The sequence below is a fragment of the Shewanella violacea DSS12 genome (genome assembly GCF_000091325.1).
GTDB classification, from domain to species: domain Bacteria; phylum Pseudomonadota; class Gammaproteobacteria; order Enterobacterales; family Shewanellaceae; genus Shewanella; species Shewanella violacea.
In genome coordinates this window covers 4,936,866-4,962,103 of the sequence record NC_014012.1, presented here as the reverse complement: position 1 = coordinate 4,962,103, position 25,238 = coordinate 4,936,866, and the positions used below count along the sequence as shown (strand labels likewise).

General features: G+C 44.9%; 24 protein-coding genes. All 24 read left to right on the top strand.

From position 1 onward, the window contains the following. Positions 1-126: 126 nt before the first annotated feature. Complete coding sequence (mnmG, locus tag SVI_RS20620) at positions 127-2,019, top strand: tRNA uridine-5-carboxymethylaminomethyl(34) synthesis enzyme MnmG (protein ID WP_013053599.1); 1,893 nt, start codon at positions 127-129, stop codon at positions 2,017-2,019. Positions 2,020-2,127: 108 nt separating this feature from the next. After that, positions 2,128-2,748: a 16S rRNA (guanine(527)-N(7))-methyltransferase RsmG gene (gene rsmG / locus SVI_RS20615; protein ID WP_013053598.1), complete on the top strand. Its 621-nt coding sequence runs from the start codon at positions 2,128-2,130 to the stop codon at positions 2,746-2,748. A gap of 90 nt (positions 2,749-2,838) precedes the next feature. Beyond that, positions 2,839-3,627 (top strand): ParA family protein, encoded by a 789-nt coding sequence (locus SVI_RS20610; protein WP_013053597.1) that lies wholly within the window; start codon positions 2,839-2,841, stop codon positions 3,625-3,627. Between the two features lie 15 nt (positions 3,628-3,642). Beyond that, positions 3,643-4,530 carry a ParB/RepB/Spo0J family partition protein gene (locus SVI_RS20605; RefSeq protein WP_013053596.1) on the top strand — a complete coding sequence of 296 codons (888 nt, stop codon included), beginning with the start codon at positions 3,643-3,645 and terminating at the stop codon, positions 4,528-4,530. 224 nt (positions 4,531-4,754) lie between these two features. Further along, positions 4,755-5,138 carry an ATP synthase subunit I gene (locus SVI_RS20600; RefSeq protein WP_013053595.1) on the top strand — a complete coding sequence of 128 codons (384 nt, stop codon included), beginning with the start codon at positions 4,755-4,757 and terminating at the stop codon, positions 5,136-5,138. Positions 5,139-5,150: 12 nt separating this feature from the next. Beyond that, positions 5,151-5,933: a F0F1 ATP synthase subunit A gene (gene atpB / locus SVI_RS20595; protein ID WP_013053594.1), complete on the top strand. Its 783-nt coding sequence runs from the start codon at positions 5,151-5,153 to the stop codon at positions 5,931-5,933. Between the two features lie 66 nt (positions 5,934-5,999). Further along, positions 6,000-6,251 carry a F0F1 ATP synthase subunit C gene (gene atpE, locus SVI_RS20590; RefSeq protein WP_011639455.1) on the top strand — a complete coding sequence of 84 codons (252 nt, stop codon included), beginning with the start codon at positions 6,000-6,002 and terminating at the stop codon, positions 6,249-6,251. A 38-nt stretch (positions 6,252-6,289) separates the two neighbouring features. Further along, positions 6,290-6,760: a F0F1 ATP synthase subunit B gene (gene atpF, locus SVI_RS20585; protein ID WP_013053593.1), complete on the top strand. Its 471-nt coding sequence runs from the start codon at positions 6,290-6,292 to the stop codon at positions 6,758-6,760. Positions 6,761-6,776: 16 nt separating this feature from the next. Continuing rightward, entirely contained in the window at positions 6,777-7,310 is a 534-nt protein-coding gene (gene atpH / locus SVI_RS20580; RefSeq protein WP_013053592.1) for a F0F1 ATP synthase subunit delta, read from the top strand. A gap of 14 nt (positions 7,311-7,324) precedes the next feature. Next, positions 7,325-8,866, top strand: coding sequence for a F0F1 ATP synthase subunit alpha (gene atpA, locus SVI_RS20575; RefSeq protein WP_013053591.1), 1,542 nt, complete (start codon positions 7,325-7,327; stop codon positions 8,864-8,866). Positions 8,867-8,914: 48 nt separating this feature from the next. After that, positions 8,915-9,775, top strand: coding sequence for a F0F1 ATP synthase subunit gamma (gene atpG / locus SVI_RS20570; RefSeq protein ID WP_013053590.1), 861 nt, complete (start codon positions 8,915-8,917; stop codon positions 9,773-9,775). Positions 9,776-9,810: 35 nt separating this feature from the next. Further along, positions 9,811-11,187 carry a F0F1 ATP synthase subunit beta gene (atpD, locus tag SVI_RS20565; RefSeq protein ID WP_013053589.1) on the top strand — a complete coding sequence of 459 codons (1,377 nt, stop codon included), beginning with the start codon at positions 9,811-9,813 and terminating at the stop codon, positions 11,185-11,187. 43 nt (positions 11,188-11,230) lie between these two features. Then, the gene (locus SVI_RS20560) at positions 11,231-11,659 is read left to right on the top strand and encodes a F0F1 ATP synthase subunit epsilon (RefSeq protein ID WP_013053588.1); all 429 of its coding nucleotides are present in this window, start codon (positions 11,231-11,233) and stop codon (positions 11,657-11,659) included. A gap of 368 nt (positions 11,660-12,027) precedes the next feature. Continuing rightward, positions 12,028-12,384 (top strand): DsrE/DsrF/TusD sulfur relay family protein, encoded by a 357-nt coding sequence (locus SVI_RS20555; protein ID WP_013053587.1) that lies wholly within the window; start codon positions 12,028-12,030, stop codon positions 12,382-12,384. A 319-nt stretch (positions 12,385-12,703) separates the two neighbouring features. Beyond that, the gene (gene glmU, locus SVI_RS20550) at positions 12,704-14,068 is read left to right on the top strand and encodes a bifunctional UDP-N-acetylglucosamine diphosphorylase/glucosamine-1-phosphate N-acetyltransferase GlmU (protein WP_013053586.1); all 1,365 of its coding nucleotides are present in this window, start codon (positions 12,704-12,706) and stop codon (positions 14,066-14,068) included. Positions 14,069-14,324: 256 nt separating this feature from the next. After that, positions 14,325-16,502, top strand: a complete 2,178-nt coding sequence (locus SVI_RS20545) for a TonB-dependent receptor (protein WP_041420142.1) — start codon at positions 14,325-14,327, stop codon at positions 16,500-16,502. Between the two features lie 193 nt (positions 16,503-16,695). Continuing rightward, positions 16,696-17,466, top strand: a complete 771-nt coding sequence (locus SVI_RS20540; RefSeq protein WP_013053584.1) for a DeoR/GlpR family DNA-binding transcription regulator — start codon at positions 16,696-16,698, stop codon at positions 17,464-17,466. 51 nt (positions 17,467-17,517) lie between these two features. Further along, positions 17,518-19,347, top strand: a complete 1,830-nt coding sequence (gene glmS, locus SVI_RS20535) for a glutamine--fructose-6-phosphate transaminase (isomerizing) (RefSeq protein WP_013053583.1) — start codon at positions 17,518-17,520, stop codon at positions 19,345-19,347. 524 nt (positions 19,348-19,871) lie between these two features. Then, complete coding sequence (locus SVI_RS20530) at positions 19,872-20,258, top strand: hypothetical protein (RefSeq protein WP_041420141.1); 387 nt, start codon at positions 19,872-19,874, stop codon at positions 20,256-20,258. A 188-nt stretch (positions 20,259-20,446) separates the two neighbouring features. Then, a complete protein-coding gene (cyoA, locus tag SVI_RS20525) occupies positions 20,447-21,349 on the top strand; it encodes a ubiquinol oxidase subunit II (RefSeq protein WP_013053581.1) in 903 nt (300 codons plus the stop codon). 2 nt (positions 21,350-21,351) lie between these two features. After that, entirely contained in the window at positions 21,352-23,337 is a 1,986-nt protein-coding gene (cyoB, locus tag SVI_RS20520; RefSeq protein ID WP_013053580.1) for a cytochrome o ubiquinol oxidase subunit I, read from the top strand. Further along, positions 23,334-23,957 carry a cytochrome o ubiquinol oxidase subunit III gene (gene cyoC / locus SVI_RS20515; RefSeq protein ID WP_013053579.1) on the top strand — a complete coding sequence of 208 codons (624 nt, stop codon included), beginning with the start codon at positions 23,334-23,336 and terminating at the stop codon, positions 23,955-23,957. The genes cyoB and cyoC overlap by 4 nt, the downstream gene beginning before the upstream one ends. Continuing rightward, positions 23,957-24,292, top strand: coding sequence for a cytochrome o ubiquinol oxidase subunit IV (gene cyoD, locus SVI_RS20510; protein WP_013053578.1), 336 nt, complete (start codon positions 23,957-23,959; stop codon positions 24,290-24,292). The genes cyoC and cyoD overlap by 1 nt, the downstream gene beginning before the upstream one ends. Before the next feature lie 10 nt (positions 24,293-24,302). Further along, entirely contained in the window at positions 24,303-25,235 is a 933-nt protein-coding gene (gene cyoE / locus SVI_RS20505) for a heme o synthase (RefSeq protein ID WP_041420140.1), read from the top strand. The last annotated feature ends 3 nt before the right edge of the window (positions 25,236-25,238 follow it).

Genomic DNA, 25,238 nt, shown 5'->3' with positions numbered 1-25,238 from the left:
AGCAGATCCATCTTAGATCAAACGAGCTAAAATGATCTTTCACCTGAGGTCATTCAGGTGCTAAAATGCGCATCTCAAATTCACATTAGTTCTTTATCGACGTCAGTTTAAATTTAAGGTTTTGTAATGCATTTTCATGAGCGGTTCGATGTAATTGTTGTTGGTGGTGGCCATGCCGGTACGGAAGCTGCCCTGGCCGCAGCAAGAATGGGATCAAAAACCCTATTGCTGACACATAACATCGATACCTTAGGACAAATGTCCTGTAATCCTGCGATCGGTGGGATCGGTAAAGGCCATCTGGTAAAAGAGATCGATGCATTGGGCGGAGCTATGGCTATCGCTACCGACTTTGCTGGAATTCAATTTCGAACTCTCAACTCGAGTAAGGGACCTGCGGTCAGAGCCACTCGTGCCCAAGCCGATAGAGCACTCTACCGAGCTAAGATCCAACAGATATTGCAAAACCAACCCAATTTAAAATTGTTTCAACAAGGTGTCGATGACCTGATCGTTAAAAACGGCCGTGTCACTGGGGTTGTCACTCAGATGGGACTCGCCTTCGAGGCAGCCACAGTCGTCTTGACTGCAGGTACTTTTCTCAGTGGTAAGATCCATATTGGATTACAAAACTACAGCGGTGGACGAGCTGGTGATCCGCCATCGATCGCCCTTGCCGATCGCTTACGAGAACTACCGATCCGTATTGGTCGCTTAAAAACGGGTACACCACCAAGATTGGATGCGAATACCATAAACTTCGATCTTATGGCCGAACAGAAAGGTGATACACCACTTCCTGTGATGTCATTTGTCGGTGATGTTAAAGATCACCCTCGTCAAATATCATGTTATGTGACTCACACCAATGAGCGTACTCATGACATTATTCGTGAAGGCCTAGACCGCAGTCCTCTGTATTCAGGGGTTATCGAAGGTATTGGACCTCGTTATTGTCCATCCATCGAAGACAAGATTAATCGCTTCGCCGACAAGACATCTCATCAAATATTCGTTGAGCCGGAAGGGCTGAATACCAATGAGATCTATCCAAATGGTATTTCAACCAGTTTACCCTTCGATGTGCAGATCAACTTAGTTAGAACGATTAAAGGCATGGAGAATGCTGAGATCATTCGTCCTGGTTATGCCATCGAGTATGATTATTTCGATCCTAGGGATCTGAAGAACTCGTTAGAGACTAAATCTATCGGCGGGCTCTTCTTTGCAGGACAGATTAACGGTACCACAGGCTATGAAGAGGCGGCGGCCCAAGGATTATTAGCCGGCATGAACGCATCGTTACAGGTTCAGGGCAAAGAGTCTTGGTCTCCACGTCGTGATCAGGCTTATCTAGGTGTGTTAGTTGACGATCTTTCTACTCTTGGCACCAAAGAGCCTTACCGAATGTTCACCAGTCGCGCCGAGTATCGCTTGTTGCTTCGTGAAGACAATGCTGATCTGCGTCTAACCGAGAAAGGACGTGAACTTGGCTTAGTAGACGATAACCGTTGGATTCAATTTAGTGAGAAGCGTGAATCTATCGAATTGGAGCTACAACGTTTAAGAGGCCTATGGGTTCACCCTAATTCGCCTCTGTTGGGTGTGCTAAATCCTGAATTGAACACACCAATTTCACGTGAAGCATCTTTCGAAGATCTACTTCGTCGTCCTGAGATGGATTATCCTAAATTAATGAGCCTTGAAGGTTTTGGTCCTGGGCTCGAAGATAAACGCGCTGCAGAGCAAGTACAGATTCAGGTTAAATATTCAGGCTATATTCAGCGTCAGCAAGATGAAATAGACAAGGCGCTCAAGCATGAAACTACTGGATTGCCGTTAGATCTTGATTACCAAGAGGTGCCGGGACTGTCGAATGAAGTCATTGCTAAGATGAATGAACATAAGCCTGAAACCATAGGTCAGGCATCGAGAATTTCCGGTATGACCCCGGCTGCTATCTCGATTTTATTAGTACATTTGAAAAGACGTGGCTTACTTCGCAGAAAAGCATCGTAATTTAGAGTAATTATAACTAAGGGAAGCGCTAAATGCTTCCCTTACTCTTTTTACGGCTTCATAATAGATACTTCATGCCTATTTAGTTTGTTATTAAGGATTAATCCCGTGTTATCAGCCCTATTAGATGAATATCTAGCTGAAATGAATTTGACTGCCACCGAGCAGCAGAAGAAGCAGCTGGTTGGATTTGTTGAGATGCTCAACAAATGGAATAAGGCGTATAATCTGACATCGGTTAGAGATCCTAAGCAGATGTTGATCAGGCATATCATGGATAGTCTGGCCGTATCAGCACATCTGGTGGGTGAACGCTTTATCGATGTTGGTACAGGACCTGGTTTACCCGGGATCCCATTGGCTATTATGAATCCTGATAAACATTTCGTTTTATTGGATAGTTTAGGTAAGCGTATTCGCTTTCAGAAGCAGGTTCAGTTTGATCTGGGAATCGATAATATCAGCTCTGTAGAGAGTCGTGTCGAAGCCTATGAGCCTGAAGAAAAATTTGATGGCGTGCTCAGTCGAGCATTTGCCTCTATCGAAGATATGCTGCATTGGTGTCATCATCTACCGGCGGATAACGGTTGTTATTACGCACTCAAGGGTCAGTTGGCCGAAGATGAGATGGCTAAAATTCCTGAGGGTTACGAGCTAACTGATGTCATAGAGCTATGTGTTCCTTGTCTGGATGAGCAAAGACATCTGCTCAGAGTGATTAAAAAATAGTGTTTCAGTTGCTTTCTTTTAGTGATTCAAGCAACTTGGTATTGAATTCTATTGCGTCGATAATATATACGCGACATACAGGATGGTATTGTGGGTAAAGTGATTGCCGTGGCTAACCAGAAAGGTGGCGTCGGAAAAACAACAACTTGTGTCAACTTGGCAGCATCTTTGGCTGCCACAAAGCGCAAGGTGCTCTTAATTGATCTCGATCCCCAAGGTAATGCGACCATGGGAAGTGGTATAGACAAGTACAGTGTCGAAAATACCGCTTATGAGTTGTTAGTCGACGAAAAACCTTTCGATGAAGTTGTCTATAGAGATACGAGCGGGAAATATGATCTGATCGCGGGTAATGGTGACGTTACAGCTGCAGAGATTAAGTTAATGGAGTTCTTTGCTCGTGAAATTAGATTAAGAAATGCATTAGCACCGATAAAAGACGATTACGACTTCATCTTTATCGATTGTCCCCCCTCACTGAACATGCTGACAGTGAATGCTATGTCTGCTGCCGATTCGGTTCTGGTTCCCATGCAGTGTGAATATTATGCACTGGAGGGCTTAACGGCCTTAATGGATACCATCAGTAAGATCGGCGCCATGATTAACCCTGGTCTGCATATCGAAGGGATTCTTCGTACCATGTACGATCCAAGAAATCGTCTGTCTAATGATGTGTCCGATCAGCTCAAGCAGCACTTCGGTGAAAAAGTCTATCGTACCGTTATTCCAAGAAATGTCAGGTTGGCTGAGGCTCCTAGCTTTGGTGCTCCGGCCATGTATTACGACAAATCGAGTGCGGGTGCTAAGGCATATTTAGCCTTGGCCGGCGAAATAATTCGCAGAGCTGAACAGCATCAAGATCTAGAACAAGCTTAAATAAAGGCAGTGGAAATGACATTGAAAAAACGTGGGCTGGGTAAAGGTCTGGATGCACTACTCAGTACTAGCCATGCGGCAACTAAGAAGCTGAATGCAGTTGAAAATGCCGCTGAAGTGACTGTTAAAACAGATGACTTATTAATGCTAGACATAGATTTGATGCAGCCTGGTAAGTACCAACCGCGTAAAGATATGTCGCCCGAGGCACTGGAAGAGCTTGCCGAGTCGATAGTTGCTCAAGGCATAATACAGCCGATTGTTGTGCGTAAAGTTTCAGCTAGCATGTTTGAAATTATCGCCGGTGAACGTCGCTGGCGTGCGGCTCAAATAGCTAAGTTGGATAAGGTGCCCTGTATCGTTAAGCAGGTGGCTGATGAAGCCGCCGTTGCTATCTCACTAATTGAAAATATTCAGCGTGAAGACCTCAACGCGATGGAAGAAGCGATTGCGTTAGATCGATTAATGCGCGAATTTGAGCTGACTCATCAACAAATTGCTACGGCAGTGGGTAAATCTCGTGCGACAGTGTCGAATTTACTGCGTCTCAATGGCCTCAATGAGCCTGTAAAACGCATGTTAGAATATGGTGATATAGATATGGGTCATGCCAGAGCATTACTCGCCATAGAGGGTGATGAACAAACAAATATTGCCAGATTAGTAGCTGCTAAAGAACTAACCGTCCGCGAAACTGAGCGTTTAGTCACAAAAACATTAAACCCACCCCAAATAGCGGATAAACCCGCGAAAGATCACGATGTCACTCGTCTTGAAAGCCTATTAATCGAAAGATTAGGCGCTAAGGTTTCAATTACCCATAATAAAAAAGGTAAGGGCAAACTGGTAATTAATTATCAGGATCTCGACGAATTAGACGGTATTATCAATAGAATCAACTAAATATCTTAAGTTAACGCTATATTATGTAATTTTGTGACAAGTGTTAACTTTTCGCTTTTGCATATTTGGCGTTAGATCACGTTAAAAGAGTCGATTATCCTCAGCTTAAACTTGCTTTGAAGGCCCGAAAAGGTATACTTTCGCTAGCTTTTTGTCATTCGTCATCGTCTGGGTTTTTGTAGTCCGGTCATCGAAACAAAAAGTATTAATGCGGAGAAGAAGAATTGAGTAAGATTTTAGCACGTCGTGGCCGGTGGTCTGCCTATAAATTGGTTTTGATGCAGGCGGCGGTGGCTGGGGGTGCTTCAATTGTCTTTTTCGCTTTGTGGGGAGTTCAGTATGGTTTATCTGCTTTGGCAGGTGCTGCTATCGCTGTTCTCCCTAATTTTGTATTCGCAACCCTAGCTTTCTCTCATACGGGAGCAAGTTCATCGGTGAAAGTTGTTAAAGATTTTTACTGGGGGGAAGCGGTAAAGTTGCTGTTAACCATAGCTATGTTTTCGCTGGTGTTTATCAATTGGAAGGTCGGTTTTATGCCACTTTTCGTTTGTTATACCTTAGCGCTAATCGTGCATTGGACGGCTCCTTTATTTTTCAAGCAAAGTTAAGTGGGATGAATCATGGCTGCACAAACATCGCAGGGCTATATCCAGCATCACCTAACCAACTTAAGTGTTGGTGAAGGCTTCTGGACATGGCACATTGATTCGTTGTTCTTTTCGGTTGGGCTTGGTGTTCTGTTCTTATGGCTATTCCGTAGCGTTGGTAAGAAGGCTACTACTGGTGTTCCTGGCAAACTTCAATGTTTTGTCGAGATGATCATTGAGTTTGTCGATTCTAGCGTGAAAGAAACCTTCCATGGCCGCAATCCTGTTATTGCTCCGTTGGCACTGACTATTTTTGTTTGGGTATTCATGATGAATTTCATGGATATGGTTCCAGTTGACTGGATCCCATCACTAGCTGCTGCAGCTGGTATCCCTTACATGAAAGTCGTACCTACGACCGACTTAAACATTACCTTTAGCATGGCTATCGGTGTGTTTTTGCTGATTATTTATTACAGCATTAAAGTCAAAGGCGTTTCAGGTTTTGTTAAAGAGCTGACTATGCAGCCTTTTAACCATTGGACAATGATACCCGTCAACTTCCTGTTAGAGTCTGTTACCTTGATTGCTAAGCCAATTTCATTGGCACTGCGTCTGTTTGGTAACTTATATGCAGGTGAGTTGATATTCATCCTTATTGCGTTGATGTACGGTGGAAATATGGCGCTTTCAGCTCTAGGTGTAACATTACAGCTAGGTTGGTTGATCTTCCATATTTTGGTTATTACCTTACAGGCGTTTATCTTCATGATGTTAACCATTGTTTACTTAAGCATGGCACATGAAGATCATTAAGGATTGCTGTAAAACTTTTTTTACTAAATCATAAACTAACTAGATTTAGAATATTTGGAGATAGAGATGGAAACTGTATTAGGCATGACAGCTATCGCTGTTGCTCTACTAATTGGTATGGGTGCTCTTGGTACCGCTATCGGTTTTGGCCTACTAGGTGGCAAGTTCTTGGAAGGCGCTGCGCGTCAACCAGAAATGGCTCCTATGCTGCAAGTTAAAATGTTCATCGTTGCGGGTCTTTTAGATGCAGTAACTATGATCGGTGTTGGTATCGCATTATTCATGCTTTTCACTAACCCTCTTGGTGCAATGCTGTAATAAAACGCTTCTGTCTTTAAACTAAATAGGAGGCTGTTGTGAATATCAACGCTACCCTAATCGGTCAGACGGTTGCCTTTATTCTCTTCGTGTGGTTCTGCATGAAGTTTGTTTGGCCACCTTTGATGAATGCCATCGAAGAACGCCAAAAAAGGATTGCCGACGGTTTAGCTGATGCTGACCGCGCCGTAAAAGACCTTGAGTTGGCACAGGCGAAAGCCACTGACCAGCTAAAAGAAGCTAAAGCTACTGCTAACGAGATCATTGAGCAAGCGAACAAACGCAAAGCTCAGATCGTCGATGAAGCAAAAGCCGAAGCAGATACTGAGCGTGCGAAAATCATCGCTCAGGGTCAAGCAGAAATTGAAGCTGAACGTAATCGCGTTAAAGAAGACTTGCGTAAGCAAGTTGCTGCTCTTGCCATAGCTGGTGCAGAGAAGATTCTTGAGCGTTCGATTGATGAAGCCGCCCACAGTGACATAGTTAATAAACTAGTTGCTGAACTTTAAATAAGGAGTTTGAGTTATGGCTGAAATAACTACCATCGCTCGTCCTTACGCAAAGGCAGCTTTTGACTTTGCCATTGAACAAAATGCAGTAGATAGTTGGGTAGAAATGCTCAACTTCGCGGCTATGGTTAGTGAAAACGACACCATTAAGCCTCTGCTATCTGGCGCACTTTCCAGTGATAAACTGGGCGAACTCTTTATCGGAGTTTGTGGTGAGCAGATCAATGTGCAAGTTCAAAACTTGTTAAAGGTAATGGCTGAAAACGGTCGTTTAGTTACACTACCTGCTGTACTTCAACTATTTGTTGAAATGAAACATGAATGGGCAAAAGAGATTGAAGCTAATGTAGTTTCAGCTATTGAGCTTACTTCAGTTCAGCAACAGGATATTAGTGTTTCTTTAGAGAAACGTCTAGCACGCAAAGTTAAGCTTAATTGCAGCATAGATGCCAGCCTTATTGCTGGTGTAATTATCACGGCAGGAGACCTAGTCATAGATGGCTCGGTTCGCGGAAAACTTTCGCGTCTGTCTGATTCGCTGCAATCGTAATTGGGAGTTTGAGCATGCAACTGAATTCCACTGAAATCAGCGATCTGATTAAACAGCGGATCGAGCAGTTCGAAGTCGTTAGTGAAGCTCGCAACGAAGGTACAATCGTTGCAGTAAGTGACGGCATCATTCGCATCCACGGCCTAGCCGACGTGATGCAGGGTGAGATGATCGAACTGCCTGGTAACCGTTATGCAATCGCGTTGAACTTAGAACGTGATTCTGTAGGTGCCGTAGTAATGGGTCCTTATGCCACTTTGGCAGAAGGCGATAAAGTTAAAACAACTGGTCGTATTTTGGAAGTCCCAGTTGGCCGTGGTCTATTAGGCCGCGTAGTCAACACATTGGGTGAGCCAATCGACGGAAAAGGACCTATCGACAACGATGGTTTCTCTCCTGTTGAAGTTATCGCACCAGGTGTTATTGAACGTAAATCAGTATCTCAACCAGTGCAAACTGGTTATAAAGCCGTTGATTCTATGATCCCAATTGGTCGTGGACAACGTGAATTGATTATTGGTGATCGCCAAATCGGTAAAACCGCTTTAGCAATCGATGCCATCATCAATCAGAAAAATACTGGTATCAAGTGTGTATACGTAGCTGTAGGACAGAAAGCTTCTACTGTTGCTAACGTTGTACGTAAGCTTGAAGAGCACGGCGCATTAGCGAACACCATTGTTGTTGTTGCTACAGCTTCTGAAGCTGCTGCACTGCAATACTTGGCTCCATACTCTGGTTGTTCAATGGGTGAGTACTTCCGCGACCGCGGTGAAGATTCACTGATTGTCTATGATGATCTTTCTAAGCAAGCAGTTGCTTACCGTCAGATCTCATTGTTGCTTAAGCGTCCACCAGGACGTGAAGCATACCCAGGTGATGTATTCTATCTTCACTCTCGTCTGTTAGAACGTGCTTCACGTGTTAACGTTGAGTATGTTGAGAAGTTCACTAAAGGTAAAGTTAAAGGCCAGACTGGTTCTTTGACTGCTCTACCGATTATTGAAACTCAAGCGGGTGATGTATCTGCATTCGTACCGACTAACGTAATTTCGATTACCGATGGTCAGATCTTCCTTGAAACTGACTTGTTTAACTCTGGACTACGTCCTGCTGTTAACCCAGGTATCTCGGTTTCTCGTGTTGGTGGTGCGGCTCAGACTAAGATCATCAAGAAACTGTCAGGCGGTATTCGTAGCGCACTTGCACAGTATCGTGAGCTTGCTGCGTTCTCACAGTTTGCTTCTGACTTAGATGAGGCTACTCGTGCTCAGCTTGAGCATGGTGAGCGTGTTACCGAACTTATGAAGCAAAAGCAATACGCACCTATGAGCGTTGCCGACCAAGCTGTGTCTATTTTCTCAGCTGAAAAAGGTTACCTTCAGAGCGTTGAGCTGAATAAAATCGGTGATTTCGAAGCATCTCTGCTCTCATATATGAACAGCGAGCATGCTGACCTGATGAAGACCATCAACGATACTGGCGACTACAATGCCGACATCGAAGGTGAGTTGAAGGCTGGCCTCGATAAGTTCGTCGAAACCCAAACCTGGTAAATCGAAGAGGTGTCGTAAGGCGCCTCAGGTCCAGATTGGAGAGTAAAGATGGCTAACGCTAAAGAGATTAAAACCAAGATCGCGAGTGTGCAAAACACTCAGAAGATCACGTCTGCAATGGAGATGGTTGCTGCGAGCAAAATGCGTAAAGCACAAGAGCGCATGGCAGCGAGTCGTCCATATGCAGAAAATATGCGTAAAGTTATCGGTCACGTGGCGCAAGGTTCTCTCGAATATAAGCATCCATATTTGGAAGTGAGAGAGGCTAAGCGTGTTGGTTACATAGTAGTGTCAACCGACCGTGGTCTTTGTGGTGGTCTTAACGTCAACCTTTTCAAAAAGGTTGTCGCAGACGTGAAGAAGCAACGTGAAGCCGGAGCAGAAGTTGAATTCTGCGCCATTGGTGCACGTAGCATACAATTCTTCAATAACTTTGGCGGCCCTGTATCTGCTTCTGCATCGGCTCTTGGAGACGCTCCGGCGTTGAAAGATCTGATTGGAACAGTACGTGTCATGCTAGAAGCATACAACGAAGGCAAGCTGGATCGTCTGTACGTGGTATTTAACAAATTCGTTAATACCATGAGCCAGACTCCTGTGATCGAGCAGCTGCTACCTTTGCCTAAGTCAGAAAGTGATGTGAAAACGCATCGCTGGGATTACCTATACGAGCCAGATCCAAAAGAACTTTTGGATACCTTACTGGTACGTTATGTGGAGTCTCAAGTTTACCAAGGTGTTGTCGAGAATATTGCATCTGAACAGGCGGCTCGTATGGTCGCCATGAAAGCTGCAACAGACAATGCTGGTGATCTTATCACTGACTTGGAGTTGGTCTATAACAAGGCCCGTCAGGCTGCGATTACGCAGGAACTGTCGGAAATTGTTTCAGGTGCCGCTGCCGTTTAGGCTAGGTAACGAATACAAGTTTTAGAGGATTAATCATGAGCACAGGTACTGTTGTCCAAGTTATTGGCGCGGTTGTGGACGTTGAGTTTCCACAAGATGCCGTACCTCAGATATATGACGCTCTAGAGATCAAAAGTGAAGGCTTGGTGCTGGAAGTCCAGCAGCAAATCGGTGGCGGTGTAGTTCGTACTATCGCCATGGGTTCTTCAGATGGTCTGCGTCGTGGTCTTGAGGTGACAAATACAGGTTCACCAATTACTGTTCCGGTTGGGTCTGTGACCCTAGGCCGTATCATGAACGTATTGGGCGAGCCTATTGATGAAGCGGGTCCAATTGGTGGAACAGATCACTATGTGATCCACCGTGAAGCTCCTACATTTGAAGATCAATCAAGCTCGACTGAACTTTTAGAGACTGGCATCAAGGTTATTGACCTTATCTGTCCGTTTGCTAAGGGTGGTAAAGTTGGTCTGTTTGGTGGTGCTGGTGTTGGTAAGACCGTCAACATGATGGAACTTATTAACAACATCGCTAAAGCACACTCAGGTTTATCTGTTTTTGCCGGTGTAGGTGAGCGTACTCGTGAGGGTAACGATTTCTACTACGAGATGAAAGATGCTGGTGTTCTCGATAAGGTGGCCATGGTTTATGGTCAGATGAACGAGCCTCCAGGAAACCGTCTACGTGTGGCATTGACCGGTCTGACTATGGCTGAGAGATTCCGTGACGAAGGTAAAGATGTTCTTTTCTTCGTTGATAACATCTATCGTTACACCTTAGCAGGTACTGAAGTATCTGCACTGCTAGGCCGTATGCCTTCAGCAGTAGGTTACCAGCCAACTTTGGCTGAAGAGATGGGTGTACTTCAGGAACGTATTACATCGACTAAATCAGGGTCTATTACCTCTGTGCAAGCCGTATACGTACCAGCGGATGATTTAACGGATCCGTCACCAGCAACAACTTTCGCTCACTTAGATGCGACTATTGTATTGTCACGTAACATCGCTTCTATGGGTATTTACCCAGCGGTTGACCCATTGGATTCGACTTCACGTCAATTAGATCCTCTGGTTGTTGGTCAAGAGCATTATGATGTTGCTAACGGTGTACAAACCGTACTTCAGCGCTATAAAGAGCTGAAAGATATTATTGCGATTCTAGGTATGGATGAATTATCTGATGAAGATAAGACTACCGTAGCTCGTGCTCGTAAGATTGAAAAATATCTTTCACAGCCTTTCTTCGTAGCTGAAGTCTTCACCGGTTCTCCAGGTAAGTACGTTTCTCTTAAAGACACCATTCGTGGCTTTAAGGGCATTCTAGAAGGTGAGTTCGATCATCTTCCTGAGCAAGCGTTCTACATGGTTGGTTCTATCGACGAAGCCGTTGAGAAAGCTAACAAAAAATAACTAGGTGCTCTGCAAATGCAGGGTACTAGTTTAAGGAGAACTGATGGCAGCCATGACAGTACAGCTTGATATTGTAAGTGCAGAAAGCAGCATCTACTCTGGTCTTGTAGCACACCTACAAGTTACCGGTGGAGAAGGCGACCTGGGTATTATGCCTGGTCACGCACCACTGCTTACTAATATCAAACCTGGCATGGCGCGCATCGTCAAGCAAGACGGAAAAGAAGAGGTGTTCTACCTTTCGGGTGGTATCCTGGAAGTACAACCTTCTTCTGTTTCAGTATTGGCTGACGTCGTTATGCGTGCCGATGAAATTGACGAGCAAGCAGCTGTAGAAGCTAAACGCCACGCCGAAGCCGCTATGGCCGAAGCTGGTGCAGACTTCAATTATGCAGCAGCAGCAGTTGAGTTAGCTCAGGCTATGGCTCAGTTGCGCGTTGTCGAAACCATCAAGAAGAACTTTGCCAGATAAGGTTATTGTTTGATGAAAAAGGGCGCTTATCGAAAGGTAAGCGCCTTTTTTGTGTCTGGAACACTCATGTAAATTTCTCATGGATGGAAAAAAATTGACCTTGTGTCTAAAGGAAGGACGCTTGCTGCGCTCTCTGTAAGTAACAGCATAGCCAAATTATGAGTGACCTCGTCTTTCTCGTCTTTCCGGCGTAGGCCGGAATCCATGCTTTAGCCAGCTCGTAAGCGTCGAACAGGCGCAGCCGTCGTCGTAACCTTTCTCCCTATAGCTTCTTATTTCTTGTTTTATTAGCGTGATCTAGGCTGAGACCTGACAAAGGGTTGGGTGTTACCATTTAGCCACTAATTTAAGGCAAGAGTATTTCTCCTATGCAACAGGTTTTAATTATCGTCAACGACGCTCCTTACGGCTCAGAGCGGTTATTTAATGCTTTGCGTTTAGCTATTCAGCTTAATGAGCAAGAGGAGTCACTAGCTAAGGTGAGTTTGTTTCTGCTGTCAGATGCTATTACCGCTGTTCTACCAAAACAGTTACCGGCAGAGGGCTATAATATTCAGCAAATGTTGGAGATTCTTATTGCACAAAAGAGTGAAGTTAAGTTCTGTGGTTCCTGTATGCATGCCCGTGGTTTGACTGATTTGAGTGTGATCGAAGGCTGTGAAGTGGCGACTATGGATGACTTGGCTGTTTGGGTACTCGCAGCGGATAAAACGTTAACCTTTTAATGTTAAAAAAGGACGCTTGCGGCGCAAGCTGTAAGGACGGGATTTGCCCTTTAAGACGCTTCGCTATAAGGACGTTCGCTGTGCTCTCTGTAAGTAACAGCATAGCCAAATTATGAGGGAGCTTGTCATACTCCTCTCTCTCGTCTTTCCGGCGCAGGCCGGAATCCATGTTTTAGCCAACTTGTAGACGTCGATTAGCCGTAGCCCTTGTCATTACCTTCTTCTTAGCTTTTCCGGCGATTTTCCGTTAAAATCAGCCCCACAAAATTTATACCTCATTTTCTTTATTTTTTATAAGCATTAGCTCAAGGATAACTCCATGGCATTGAACGTAGTGATTTTGGCCGCAGGCAAGGGAACCCGCATGCGCTCAGATCTTCCTAAAGTCTTACACCCTATTGCACATAAAAGCATGGTGCAGCATGTGATCGATACCGCTCATAACGTGGGCAGTGATGGGATCCAGTTAGTGTATGGCTATGGTGCGGATAAGCTACAGAGTGTCTTAGGTGAGCAGCAGCTTAACTGGGTGCTTCAAGCCGAACAGTTAGGTACTGGCCATGCGGTGGCTCAGGCTAATAAAAATATCAATGATGACGATACCGTACTTATTCTTTACGGTGATGTGCCGCTTATTCAAGCTTCTACATTGGAAGCTCTGCTGATGGCGCGGGAAGATAATGGTCTGGCGATTCTTACCGTTAACCTGCCAAATCCAACAGGCTATGGCCGCATCGTACGTGAGGAAGGCAAGGTCGTAGGTATTGTGGAGCAGAAAGATGCCAATGCAGAGCAGTTACTGATCCAAGAGGTCAATACCGGCATTATGGCGGCTCCAGGTAAGAAACTTAAAGATTGGCTTGGACAGTTATCATCAGATAATGCTCAAGGTGAATATTACCTGACAGATATCGTTGCTATGGCGAAGAAAGACGGTGTTGCTATCACAACGGCTCAGCCAGAATCGGCAGTCGAAGTGGAAGGTGCCAACAACCGAGTACAGCTGGCTCAGCTAGAGCGTGCTTATCAGGCTCGTGAGGCGGAGAAGTTGATGTTGGCTGGTGCCAACTTACGTGATCCTGCTCGTATCGACATTCGTGGTGAAGTATCTGTAGGCATGGATGTGATGATAGATATTAACGTCATCATCCAGGGAAAAGTAACCATAGGTAATAACGTGACTATCGGTGCCGGCGCCATTCTTATCGATTGTGAGATTGGCGATAACGCCGAGATTAAGCCTTACTCTATCGTAGAGAGTGCCAAGGTAGGCGTTAAAGCCAGTGCCGGACCATTTGCGCGTCTGCGTCCTGGTGCCGAGTTGAAAACAGATGCTCATGTGGGTAACTTCGTCGAGATAAAGAAGGCCGTGTTAGGTGAGGGCTCCAAGGCGGGCCATCTGGCCTATATTGGCGATGCTCTAATCGGCGCCGGTGTGAATATAGGTGCAGGTACTATCACCTGTAACTATGATGGTGCTAACAAGCATCTCACTGTGATCGAAGATAATGTGTTTGTCGGCAGCGACACTCAGCTCATTGCTCCTGTGACTATCGGTAAAGGCGCTACCATAGGCGCAGGTTCAACGATTACATCTAATGTGGCCGAGAATGAGTTGGTGATCACTCGGGTTAAGCAACGTCATCTGAGTGGTTGGGTTAGGCCGGTCAAGAAGCCTAAATAGGGCAGCTAAAACGAGTATTTGAACGTAAAAAAGCGACCTAATCGGGTCGCTTTTTTATTTCATGCTATTCGATGCAAACAAAGCTGCACGATACAAGATGATGCTTTTGTTGTATTTTTTCTTCTTTATGTTTTTATTTTTCTTTTGTTCTACCTGTATTCAGTTTGTATTGTAAATTTATGCAAAGAAACATAAATGCAAATCGTTTTCATTTATATTGTTGCCAACTTTTGTGATATCCATTTTGAGGTTGGCTATGTCATTACTTTCTCGTTCATTCAGAGTTTCACCAATTTGTGTGGCAGTTGTCTCTGCTTTTACCCTTGCGCCAGCTGTTGCTGAAGAGACAAAAACTGAAGAGGTATCTTCAGCAAACATAGAGCGCATCTCGGTGATGGGACGTAGCTTCAATGACTACAAGGTTGGTAGCGCTTCTGGTGCCATGCGTGGCAACATCAGCCTTATGGATACACCACAATCTGTTACGGTAATTCCTGATTTTATTACCGACGAACAACTAGCAACCAACTTATCTGAAGTCTTGGTAAATGATTCCAGTGTCACTGGTGGCTCGGAGAAGTGGAATCGTCAGGTATTCAGTATTCGAGGTTTCGAACTATCTTCTGGTTCAGGCTACTTGATCAATGGTCAGCAACAGTGGTCTCACTATGTGCAGCCTATCGAGACACTGCAGCAGGTCGAGATACTTAAAGGACCATCGAGTATGCTCTATGGTCAGTCAGGTCCAGGTGGCTTGATTAACATGGTCACCAAGAAACCTACCTATGACACTATTTTCGATCTAGGATTTGATACCGACGAGCATGGTTCTACTCGTTTTCAGCTAGATGCCGGTGGCAGCCTGAATGAAGATCAAACCATTCGTTATCGCACTGTGCTGGTTAAGCAAGATACTCAATATTGGCGTACTTATTCTGCCGAGAATGGTCAAGACGGCGCTAACCAGGAGCGTGATCGTTGGTTAGGCTATCTGAATCTTGAGTTCGATTTAAGTGATGACCTCTTGTTATCACTTAAATACGATCATACCCAAGATAAGACAGGTATAGATCGTGGTGGCTGGTTAGACAGCAGTGGAGACCTGATAGGTGGTAGCGATATCATCTGGGATCAGCCTTGGGCTTTCACCGATAACACTATCACTAATATGGGCGCGGATATTACTTATCACATCAGTGATGATTGGCAGGTAAAAGCGGGTTATAACGATCAGCAATTTAATCGTCAGCGTCTGGACTCTTCACCTAATCAGTGTGGAAAAATAGATGGCCAATCGGTTTGCTTCGACGATCCTATTACTGATGGGTATTTTGTTAGCCCATTCGATCGTTATGATGACTGGCAACATAAGACTGGTTATGTCGACTTTGTTGGTAATTTCTCAACAGGCGAGTTAGAGCATCAGTTTCTACTGGGTGCCAACATGCTGGATTACTACTATGGCCAACTCAAGGAGTCTGGTGAAAAGTACCAACATGTGATGCCTGGTCAGCCCCAACCTAAGCCAGATCTTGATTACAACCGAGATGATACTAAATATGAGAGTGACTATAAGCACTATGGTTTTTATATTCAGGATCTGATGACGATTAACGATCAATGGCAAGTGCTGGCCGGTATGCGTTATGACGAGCAGAAGAAGGATGGGACGGGTAATAACAGTTACGCGGTTTCGCCTAAGTTTGGTGTTATCTACTCACCGGCGGCAAACGGCAGTATCTATGTCAATTATTCTAAGAGCTTCACGCCTCAAGGTATGGTGAATGATTTAGAAGATGTTAATGACAAAATGAATCTGGATCCTGAATACGGTGAACAATACGAGATCGGTACTAAGTGGGAGCTGTTCGATGGCAGCCTGCTATTAACCGGTGCTGTTTTCGATATCACAGTTTCAAATGTCACAGTTACTGAAGATCTTGATACTTCAATCGATGGTGGATATCAAACTATCACCACTCAAAGTGGTGAGCAACGTCATAAAGGTTTCGAGATGGGCGCCCAGGGTCAGGTTAGCGACAGCTGGTTCCTGACTGGTTCCATGATGTATCTTAATGCCGAATATCAGAGACCCGAAAGTAATAGCTTGAATGGTAAGACACCAGTAGATGCGCCTGAGTGGTCGGCTAACGTCTGGACTCGTTATGAGATGACAGATGATCTGGCGCTCAACTTCGGTGCCATCTATGTGGGTGAGCGTTTTGCGAACACCAGTAACACGGTCACCAAAGATGCTTATGTTCGCTTCGATATGGGCACGGCATACACTATGGATGTTATGGGTAGCGATGTTAGCGTTCGCTTGAACGTTAAGAACCTATTCGATACCGATTACTTAGCGGGTGGCGGTGTGACAGATGTGACTGTGGGTGAAGGACGTCACTTGAGTCTGGCACTGGAAGCTAAGTTCTAAGCTTGATTCACATATATCTAAGGCAGCCAATTGGCTGCCTTTTTTATTTGTGTTCTGCCATAGCTAAAATCTGTTTTACTATTTATGAAGAAAATATAATCGAATTAGTTGACTATAATTTGTCTAATTAATTGCAAATATGTTTCGTTTGTCTATAATTCCGCTTTCGAAACGAAACCAAAGTGAAACTTTAATGATTAAACGTAATACTCAGCAGCGACGTCATACCATAATCACCCTCTTAAATGAGCACGGTGAGGTAAGTGTCGATGAGCTGGCATTACGTTTCGAAACCTCAGAAGTCACTATTCGTAAAGATCTTGGTGCGTTAGAAAAAACGGGCTTGTTATTACGTCGTTATGGTGGCGCCGTTTCGGTTCCCCGAGAGATGACTCAAGCCACAACCGAAGCTATTTCCGCTAACAAGCAGAATATTGCCAAGGCGGCCGCCAGACTGATTAAAGATCACAATCGCATCATCATAGATAGCGGCAGTACCACATCTGGTCTAGTTCAAGAGCTAGGCAATAAACGTGGTTTGGTGGTGATGACTAATGCTCTGCAACTCGCCAGTGCCATCCATGAGTTAGAGCATGAGCCGACACTCTTGATGACAGGTGGAACCTGGGATCCCCATTCTGAGTCTTTTCAGGGCCAGGTTGCCGAACAGGTATTGCGTTCCTATAACTTCGATCAGCTATTCATTGGTGCTGACGGTATCGATATCGAGCGTGGCACCACCACTTTTAATGAGCTAACTGGGCTTAGTAAGGTGATGGCAGAAGTGTCCCGCGAAGTCATAGTCATGCTGGAATCCGATAAGATCGGCAGACGCATTCCAAATCTTGAATTGCCCTGGAGCAATATCAGCGTGCTAGTCACAGATGACAAGCTTCCCGATGAGGCAGCTGAAAAAATTTCTGAACAAGGCGTACATGTGATCGTGGCGCCTTATTCAAACTAATCCAAATTTTCGATTTTAACTTTTAATTTAGATAAAACTTTAGGTATTAATATGTGCGGAATTGTTGGCGCGGTAGCGCAAAGAGATGTGGCCGAAATACTGGTCGAAGGTTTACGTCGTTTAGAGTATCGCGGTTATGATTCTGCAGGTGTTGCGGTAATTAACAATGCAGAGCTAACCAGTACTCGCCGCGTGGGTAAGGTTCAAGAACTCTCTAGCGCATTGGACGCCGTGCCTTTAAGCGGTGGAACAGGTATAGCTCATACTCGTTGGGCTACTCATGGTGAGCCTAGTGAACGTAATGCACACCCACATCAATCACAAGGTGATATTGCGGTTGTTCATAACGGCATCATAGAAAACCACAACAAGTTGCGTGAGATGCTAAAAGGCTTAGGTTATAGCTTCTTATCAGATACAGATACCGAAGTTATCTGTCATCTAGTACACCATGAGCTTAAGTCACATAAGACTCTACTAGCTGCGGTTCAGACAACGGTTAAACAGCTGGAAGGTGCCTACGGCACTGTGGTTATCGATCGCCGTGACAGTGATCGCATGATAGTAGCTCGCTCGGGTAGCCCCTTGGTTATCGGTTATGGCTTAGGTGAGAATTTCGTTGCCTCGGATCAGCTGGCACTACTTCCTGTTACCCGCTCTTTTTCTTTCCTAGAAGAGGGAGACGTTGCCGAAGTGACTCGTCGCAGTGTAGATATCTATGATATCGACGGTAATGCGGTTGAGCGTGAAGTTAAAGAATCTGAAGTGACCCATGACGCCGGTGATAAGGGCGAATACCGTCACTATATGCTCAAGGAAATTTATGAGCAGCCATTGGCTTTGAGTCGCACCATAGAAGGACGTATCGCCAATAAGCAGGTATTAGATACTGCATTCGGTGACAATGCTGCCGAGTTCCTTAAAGATATTAAACATGTGCAGATCATCGCCTGTGGTACTAGTTATCATGCTGGCATGGCTGCACGTTACTGGTTAGAAGATTGGGCCGGTGTTTCATGTAACGTGGAAATAGCTTCCGAGTTCCGTTACCGCAAGTCACACTTGTTCCCTAACAGCTTGTTGGTGACCATTTCTCAGTCAGGTGAGACTGCCGATACCTTAGCCGCGCTACGTCTGGCGAAAGAGATGGGTTACAAGGCCACCATGACCATATGTAACTCAGCTGGGTCATCTCTAGTACGTGAGTCTGATATGGCTTATATGATGAAAGCGGGCGCCGAGATAGGTGTTGCTTCGACTAAGGCCTTCACGGTTCAGTTAGCCGGTCTGCTTATGCTAACGGCTGTTATCGGACGTCATAATGGTATGTCAGATGATATGCAGGCTAAGATCACTCAGAGCCTGCAGTCCATGCCAGCGAAAGTAGAACAAGCACTTGGGCTAGATGCCGCTATTGCCGAATTGGCCGAAGATTTTGCCGACAAGCACCATGCACTTTTCCTCGGCCGTGGTGATCAGTACCCAATCGCCATGGAAGGAGCACTCAAGCTTAAAGAAATCTCCTATATTCACGCCGAAGCTTATGCATCGGGTGAGCTAAAACATGGACCATTGGCGCTTATTGACGCTGATATGCCTGTTATCGTAGTAGCCCCCAATAATGAGCTATTAGAAAAGCTTAAGTCGAATGTCGAAGAGGTGCGTGCTCGTGGCGGCCTGATGTATGTGTTTGCCGATGTAGATGCCGAGTTTAAATCTGATGACACCATGAAGGTAATTCCTGTGCCTCATTGTGATGAGTTCATGGCAGCCTTGATGTACACAATTCCTATGCAGTTATTGTCATACCATGTGGCTCTGATTAAAGGTACCGACGTGGATCAACCACGTAACTTGGCTAAATCTGTGACGGTTGAATAGACCCATTTGTGGAGATATGTGTGTCATCGCTTATGGCGCACATTGACCACACTGAATGTACACCATTCCTATGCAGTTACTCTCGTATCATGTGGCTCTGATTAAAGGTACCTACGTGGATCAACCAGGTAACTTGGCTAAGTCAGTGATGGTTGAATAACTTGTCTCCTGTAGCATCATAAAAACCGCCTAATTGGCGGTTTTTTTACTGTTATAAATTGCTTTTTTATCAGCTAAAAAGCACCTACAGAAGGTGATGCTAGTCACCTTAAGCTTGTGTTGATGCATGCGCGCCATCACGGCCGCCCCTGTTTTGTGAACTTAAGGTGTTTGATTTTGGTTAAATTTGATCTAAACGTGTATTTATTAGGTGTTAATTAAGCTTTATTTAATGTTAAGTCCACTTTGTCAGGAGTATTTACTTTCATTCGATAGCCTCTTCTTGTTATTCTCCGCGTCACATCACACTCTGAATGTTTTTTATTCGATCAACTTAACCTTTTAGGTTCAATCGGACAGGTTCATTGAAATTAACCCTTTACCAATCTCTTATTGAAAAGTTGAGCTCTGTAGCGAGCTTTTCCATTATAGGTAAGACAAATTTAACTCTATTTCTAGGAACAGCGTTTTTGCTGTCTCTGTCTGACGGCTTATCTGTGTTTGTTGGTGGCTATGTTGATATCAGCGAATTGGTGGTTTTGAGTGATAGTTTGTTTGCCGAATGCTTGGGGATTAGCTTATTTAGTCTCTTGATTCATCCCTTAGTGATTGAGATTTTGTGGCGATTAATCCACTTGATTTTCAAGTATCTTAACAGCTTAGGCTTAAGTAACTTTTTCCCAGTATTATCTTCTCCAGAACTAAGCACCGTCGATCACATGGCGCACGGTTGCCGTGCACCTCCCGCATAAACTTATCTTTCTTGTTCAACATTTAGCTATTCGCTAATAAAACTGATCGTTGAATTACTGATTCGAGCCTATTTAGGTTGGAATAATATGGATCACCTGTCTGTTTTATCTGTGTTTAGCGACTACTGTACGGCTAGCCAATATCTATGGATTGAGCCGTGAACTATTAAGGTTAGAGGAATCTTCCTTTGTTAATTAGAAATTTAAGTAAGGCAGCACTGGCCGCATTGACATTTTTGCTGGCTGGTTGTGAAGGCGGTGTGCTGGACCCCAAGGGTCAAATTGGCATAGATGAGAAACATCTCATCATTGTGGCCACCCTCTTGATGCTGATTGTCGTTATCCCAGTTATTTTCATGACGTTATATTTTTCATGGAAATATAGGGACGGTCGAGATCACGAAATTTATGCGCCAAAATGGGCACACTCGAAAACGATTGAAATCGTTGTCTGGGTGGTTCCTATCGTAATTGTTATTGTGTTAGGAGTGATCACCTGGACCTCTACACAGGATCTGGATCCTTATAAGCCGTTAGATCACGAGGCAAGACCTATCACGGTTGAAGTTGTATCTCTCAATTGGAAATGGCTGTTTATCTATCCAGAACTGGGCATAGCCTCGGTTAATGAGCTGGCTTTTCCCGCCAATGTGCCGGTTAATTTTAAAATCACCTCTGATACGACAATGAATTCATTCTTCATTCCTCAGTTAGGCAGCCAAATTTACTCTATGGCGGGCATGGTGACTCAGTTGCATCTGATTGCTAATGAACCGGGTACCTTCGATGGTATCTCGGCTAACTATAGCGGTGCAGGATTTGCTGGTATGAAATTTAAAGCTATCGCGACGCCAACAGCCAAAGACTTCGATGTCTGGGTATCCAAGCTTAAACAGCATGGAAGTAGACTCGATCCCCAAAGTTATCAGCAACTGGCTAAGCCAAGTGAGAATAACCCTGTTGAATATTACGGCTCAGTGAGCAAGGGTATGTTTAGTCATATCGTGATGCAGTATATGCATCACGATAACGATATGGACATGTCACATCATTCTGAACATTCATCCTCTAAACTTGAGGGGGCGGAGTAGTTATGTCTTTTTTCGGTAATTTAACATTAGAATCAATCCCATACGATGAACCAATCATAATGGTGACCCTAGCGGCCGTCGCTATGATTGGGGTGAGCATCGCGGCTTTGATCACCAAATATAAAAAGTGGGGCGTGTTATGGAACGACTGGTTCACCTCAGTCGATCATAAACGCTTAGGGATCATGTATATAGTGCTGGCATTGGTGATGCTAATCCGTGGTTTCTCTGATGCCATCATGATGCGTACACAGCAAGCACTGGCTACCAATGGTGCCGCCGGTTATTTACCGCCTGAGCACTATGACCAGATCTTCACGGCTCACGGCATCATCATGATTATCTTTATGGCTATGCCATTTATGATCGGCCTGATGAACATAGTGTTGCCATTGCAGATTGGTGCCCGCGATGTTGCCTTTCCATTTCTGAACAACTTAAGCTTCTGGCTCACCGCCTCGGGTGCCCTGTTGATCAATATCTCATTGGGCTTAGGTGAATTCGCTAAGACAGGCTGGGTCGCTTACCCACCGTTGTCTGAGCTGTCATTCAGTCCTGGAGTCGGAGTCGATTACTATATTTGGGCCTTGCAGATATCCGGGATAGGAACGACCTTAACCGGGGTTAACTTTATTGCTACTGTGCTCAAGATGCGTGCACCTGGGATGAAGTTGATGCAGATGCCTATCTTTACCTGGACCTGTACCTGGGCCAACATTCTGATTGTGGCATCTTTCCCAATCTTAACCGCTGTGTTGGGCATGCTGACCTTAGATCGTTATCTGGGCTTCCACTTCTTTACCAATGACGGTGGCGGTAACGCCATGATGTACATCAACCTGTTTTGGGCTTGGGGTCATCCGGAAGTCTATATTCTGATTCTACCTGCCTTTGGTATATTCTCCGAGGTGATATCGACGTTCACTTCTAAGCGTCTGTTTGGTTATAAATCTATGATTTGGGCCAGTGGTGCCATCTCCATCTTAGGTTTTGTCGTCTGGTTGCATCACTTCTTCACCATGGGATCGAGTGCTAACGTTAACGCCTTCTTTGGTGTGATGACCATGGTCATTGCAGTGCCAACCGGGGTTAAGTTATTCAACTGGTTGTTTACTATCTATCGCGGTCGGTTACGACTAACTGTGCCTGTGCTGTGGACATTAGGATTTATGACGACTTTCACCATAGGGGGCATGACTGGAGTCTTGTTAGCCTTGCCGGGAGCTGATTACGTATTGCATAACAGTTTGTTCTTAATTGCTCATTTTCATAACACCATCATAGGTGGTGCGGTATTTGGTTACTTCGCGGGCTTCGCTTACTGGTTCCCGAAAGCCATGGGTTTCAAGCTTAATGAGCGCTTAGGTAAGGCATCATTCTGGTGTTGGCAGATAGGTTTCTACGCCGCCTTTATGCCTCTGTATGTGCTTGGTTTTATGGGGATGACTCGTCGTATCAGCCACACAGATAATCCTGCTTGGAATTTCTGGATCTATTTTGCGGCAGTGGGCGCCTTTATCATCTTCATAGGCATCATATTGCAGTTTGTACAACTGTATGTGAGTTTCCGTGATCGTGAGCAAAACCTGGATACCACAGGCGATCCATGGAATGGCCATACATTAGAGTGGTCAACCTCATCACCGCCTCAGTTCTATAACTTTGCTAAGGACCCTCAGGTGTCGGATATCGATAGCTTTACCGACATGAAGGAGAAGGGGGAGGCTTATCAGCGTCATGACAGTTATCAGCCAATCCATATGCCTAAAAATACCTCTAGCGGTATCTTGATGGCCTTAGGTATTACGGCCGCAGGTTTTGCCGCTATTTGGCACATTCTTTGGTTGGCTATCGCTGGAATGCTGGGTGCCTTCGTGGTGTTCCTGTTCCGAGCCTATAGCAATGACCATGATTATTACGTTCAACCTGATGAAATTGCCAGAATTGAAAATGCGCACTTAGATAAGGTTGCAAGGGGGCTAACATGAGTATTGCTATCCGAGCAGATTTAGAAGTTGTACAGGCCGATGAACATCATGACGAACATCATGATACCAGTGGTAACACGTTATTTGGTTTTTGGCTCTATCTGATGACCGATTGCATCTTGTTTGCTTCGGTTTTCGCGACCTATGCCGTGCTCTACATGAATACCGACGGTGGTGTTTCCGGTAAAGATATTTTCGAATTAAATTTCGTCGCAATCGAAACTGCTGTACTGCTGATCAGTAGTATTACCTTTGGCTTCGCATTAATTTGCGCTAAACACCAGAAGAGAACAGCAACCTTGATCTGGTTGTTGATCACTTTTGCCTTAGGTTGTGGGTTTATCTCCATGGAAGTCTATGAGTTTTATCATCTGATTGAGCAGGGTAATGGACCTCAGCGTAGTGCCTTCCTGACAGCTTTCTTCACCTTAGTTGGCATGCATGGTCTGCATGTGACAGCTGGACTTATCTGGATGGCGATCATGATGTTGGAAGTCACTAAGTCAGGTTTAAATAACCGCAGCATCACACGTTTGGGCTGCTTAAGCTTATTCTGGCACTTCCTGGATGTGGTTTGGATCTGTGTATTTACCTTGGTTTATTTATTGGGGATGCTGTGATGAGTCAAGCACATACAAGTGAAAGTCTTACTTCAGATGATTTCATGGCTAGCGTTAAATCTTATCTCGTAGGATTTTTGCTGTCGGTTATCTTAACCGGCATTCCATTTTGGGCGGTCATGACACATCACTTCGAGAAACCTATCACCTTAGGTTTAGTGCTAGTGATGGCCGTAGTGCAGATAGTGGTGCATTTAAAGTACTTCTTGCACTTGGACTTCTCTAAAGAAGGCAAGATCAATACATTCTCATTCCTGTTCACTGCCTTGATTATGGTCATGGTCATGGGCTTATCTGTGTGGATTATCTATGCAGCTAACGCTTTGATGATGTAGGACAATAATCATGAATAATCAAGGTTTGAGTATGTCTGCAAAATTGAAGTCACGTCTACAAGCTTATGTTCAGGTCACTAAGCCTGGCATCATCATGGGGAATCTGATTTCTGTCGCAGGTGGCTTCTTATTAGCCGCTAAAGGCAACGTGGATTCGACCTTGATGTTGACAACCATGATTGGCTTGTCCTTGGTGGTGGCTTCGGGGTGCGCGATCAATAATTGTATCGATCGCGACATAGATGCCAAGATGCAGCGTACTCGTAATCGAGTCACTGTGACCGGAAAGCTCTCTGTGCGTGCCGTGATGATTTATGGCATAAGCTTAGGTGTTATCGGTTTTGGCATGTTGGCGATATTTACTAATAGTCTGGCGGTTCTGTTTGCTGCCATTGGCTACCTGGTCTATGTGGGTGTTTATAGCCTATATATGAAGCGTCACTCGGTATATGGCACCTTAGTCGGTAGTTTTTCGGGTGCCGTGCCGCCGGTTGTTGGCTATTGTGCCGTCAGAGGTGAGATGGATGCGGGAGCTGTCATCTTGCTGCTGATGTTTAGTCTATGGCAGATGCCACACTCCTATGCTATTGCCATTTTCCGTTTCAATGATTATGCCGCCGCAAATATTCCAGTGTTGCCGGTGGCGGAAGGGATCACTAAGGCGAAATTACATATCGTGCTCTATATTGCTGTGTTTGCCTTAGTTAGTGCCTTGTTACCTTTGGCGGGTTATACGGGTATCGCCTTTATGGCGGTGACCTGTGCCACCAGCTTGTGGTGGTTAGCCATGGCATTGAAAGGTTATCGCCATGGCATTAATCTGCAGAGTTGGGCACGTCAGGTGTTTGGTTTTTCTATTGTGACCATTACAGCCTTGAGTGTGACCATGGCACTGGATTTTCAATCTGTTGTGCAAACACCTCTATTGAGCTTGGTAAATTAGAGA

Excerpts from the sequence above, each read along its gene's own strand:
- mnmG (WP_013053599.1), top strand. The coding sequence starts at position 127 with ATGCATTTTCATGAGCGGTTCGATGTAATTGTTGTTGGTGGTGGCCAT.
- atpA (WP_013053591.1), top strand. The coding sequence starts at position 7,325 with ATGCAACTGAATTCCACTGAAATCAGCGATCTGATTAAACAGCGGATC.
- SVI_RS20540 (WP_013053584.1), top strand. The coding sequence starts at position 16,696 with ATGATTAAACGTAATACTCAGCAGCGACGTCATACCATAATCACCCTC.
- SVI_RS20560 (WP_013053588.1), top strand. The coding sequence starts at position 11,231 with ATGGCAGCCATGACAGTACAGCTTGATATTGTAAGTGCAGAAAGCAGC.
- atpG (WP_013053590.1), top strand. The coding sequence starts at position 8,915 with ATGGCTAACGCTAAAGAGATTAAAACCAAGATCGCGAGTGTGCAAAAC.
- cyoC (WP_013053579.1), top strand. The coding sequence starts at position 23,334 with ATGAGTATTGCTATCCGAGCAGATTTAGAAGTTGTACAGGCCGATGAA.
- atpD (WP_013053589.1), top strand. The coding sequence starts at position 9,811 with ATGAGCACAGGTACTGTTGTCCAAGTTATTGGCGCGGTTGTGGACGTT.
- atpB (WP_013053594.1), top strand. The coding sequence starts at position 5,151 with ATGGCTGCACAAACATCGCAGGGCTATATCCAGCATCACCTAACCAAC.
- SVI_RS20605 (WP_013053596.1), top strand. The coding sequence starts at position 3,643 with ATGACATTGAAAAAACGTGGGCTGGGTAAAGGTCTGGATGCACTACTC.
- SVI_RS20545 (WP_041420142.1), top strand. The coding sequence starts at position 14,325 with ATGTCATTACTTTCTCGTTCATTCAGAGTTTCACCAATTTGTGTGGCA.
- cyoE (WP_041420140.1), top strand. The coding sequence starts at position 24,303 with ATGAATAATCAAGGTTTGAGTATGTCTGCAAAATTGAAGTCACGTCTA.
- cyoB (WP_013053580.1), top strand. The coding sequence starts at position 21,352 with ATGTCTTTTTTCGGTAATTTAACATTAGAATCAATCCCATACGATGAA.
- glmS (WP_013053583.1), top strand. The coding sequence starts at position 17,518 with ATGTGCGGAATTGTTGGCGCGGTAGCGCAAAGAGATGTGGCCGAAATA.
- cyoD (WP_013053578.1), top strand. The coding sequence starts at position 23,957 with ATGAGTCAAGCACATACAAGTGAAAGTCTTACTTCAGATGATTTCATG.
- atpE (WP_011639455.1), top strand. The coding sequence starts at position 6,000 with ATGGAAACTGTATTAGGCATGACAGCTATCGCTGTTGCTCTACTAATT.
- SVI_RS20555 (WP_013053587.1), top strand. The coding sequence starts at position 12,028 with ATGCAACAGGTTTTAATTATCGTCAACGACGCTCCTTACGGCTCAGAG.
- atpH (WP_013053592.1), top strand. The coding sequence starts at position 6,777 with ATGGCTGAAATAACTACCATCGCTCGTCCTTACGCAAAGGCAGCTTTT.
- glmU (WP_013053586.1), top strand. The coding sequence starts at position 12,704 with ATGGCATTGAACGTAGTGATTTTGGCCGCAGGCAAGGGAACCCGCATG.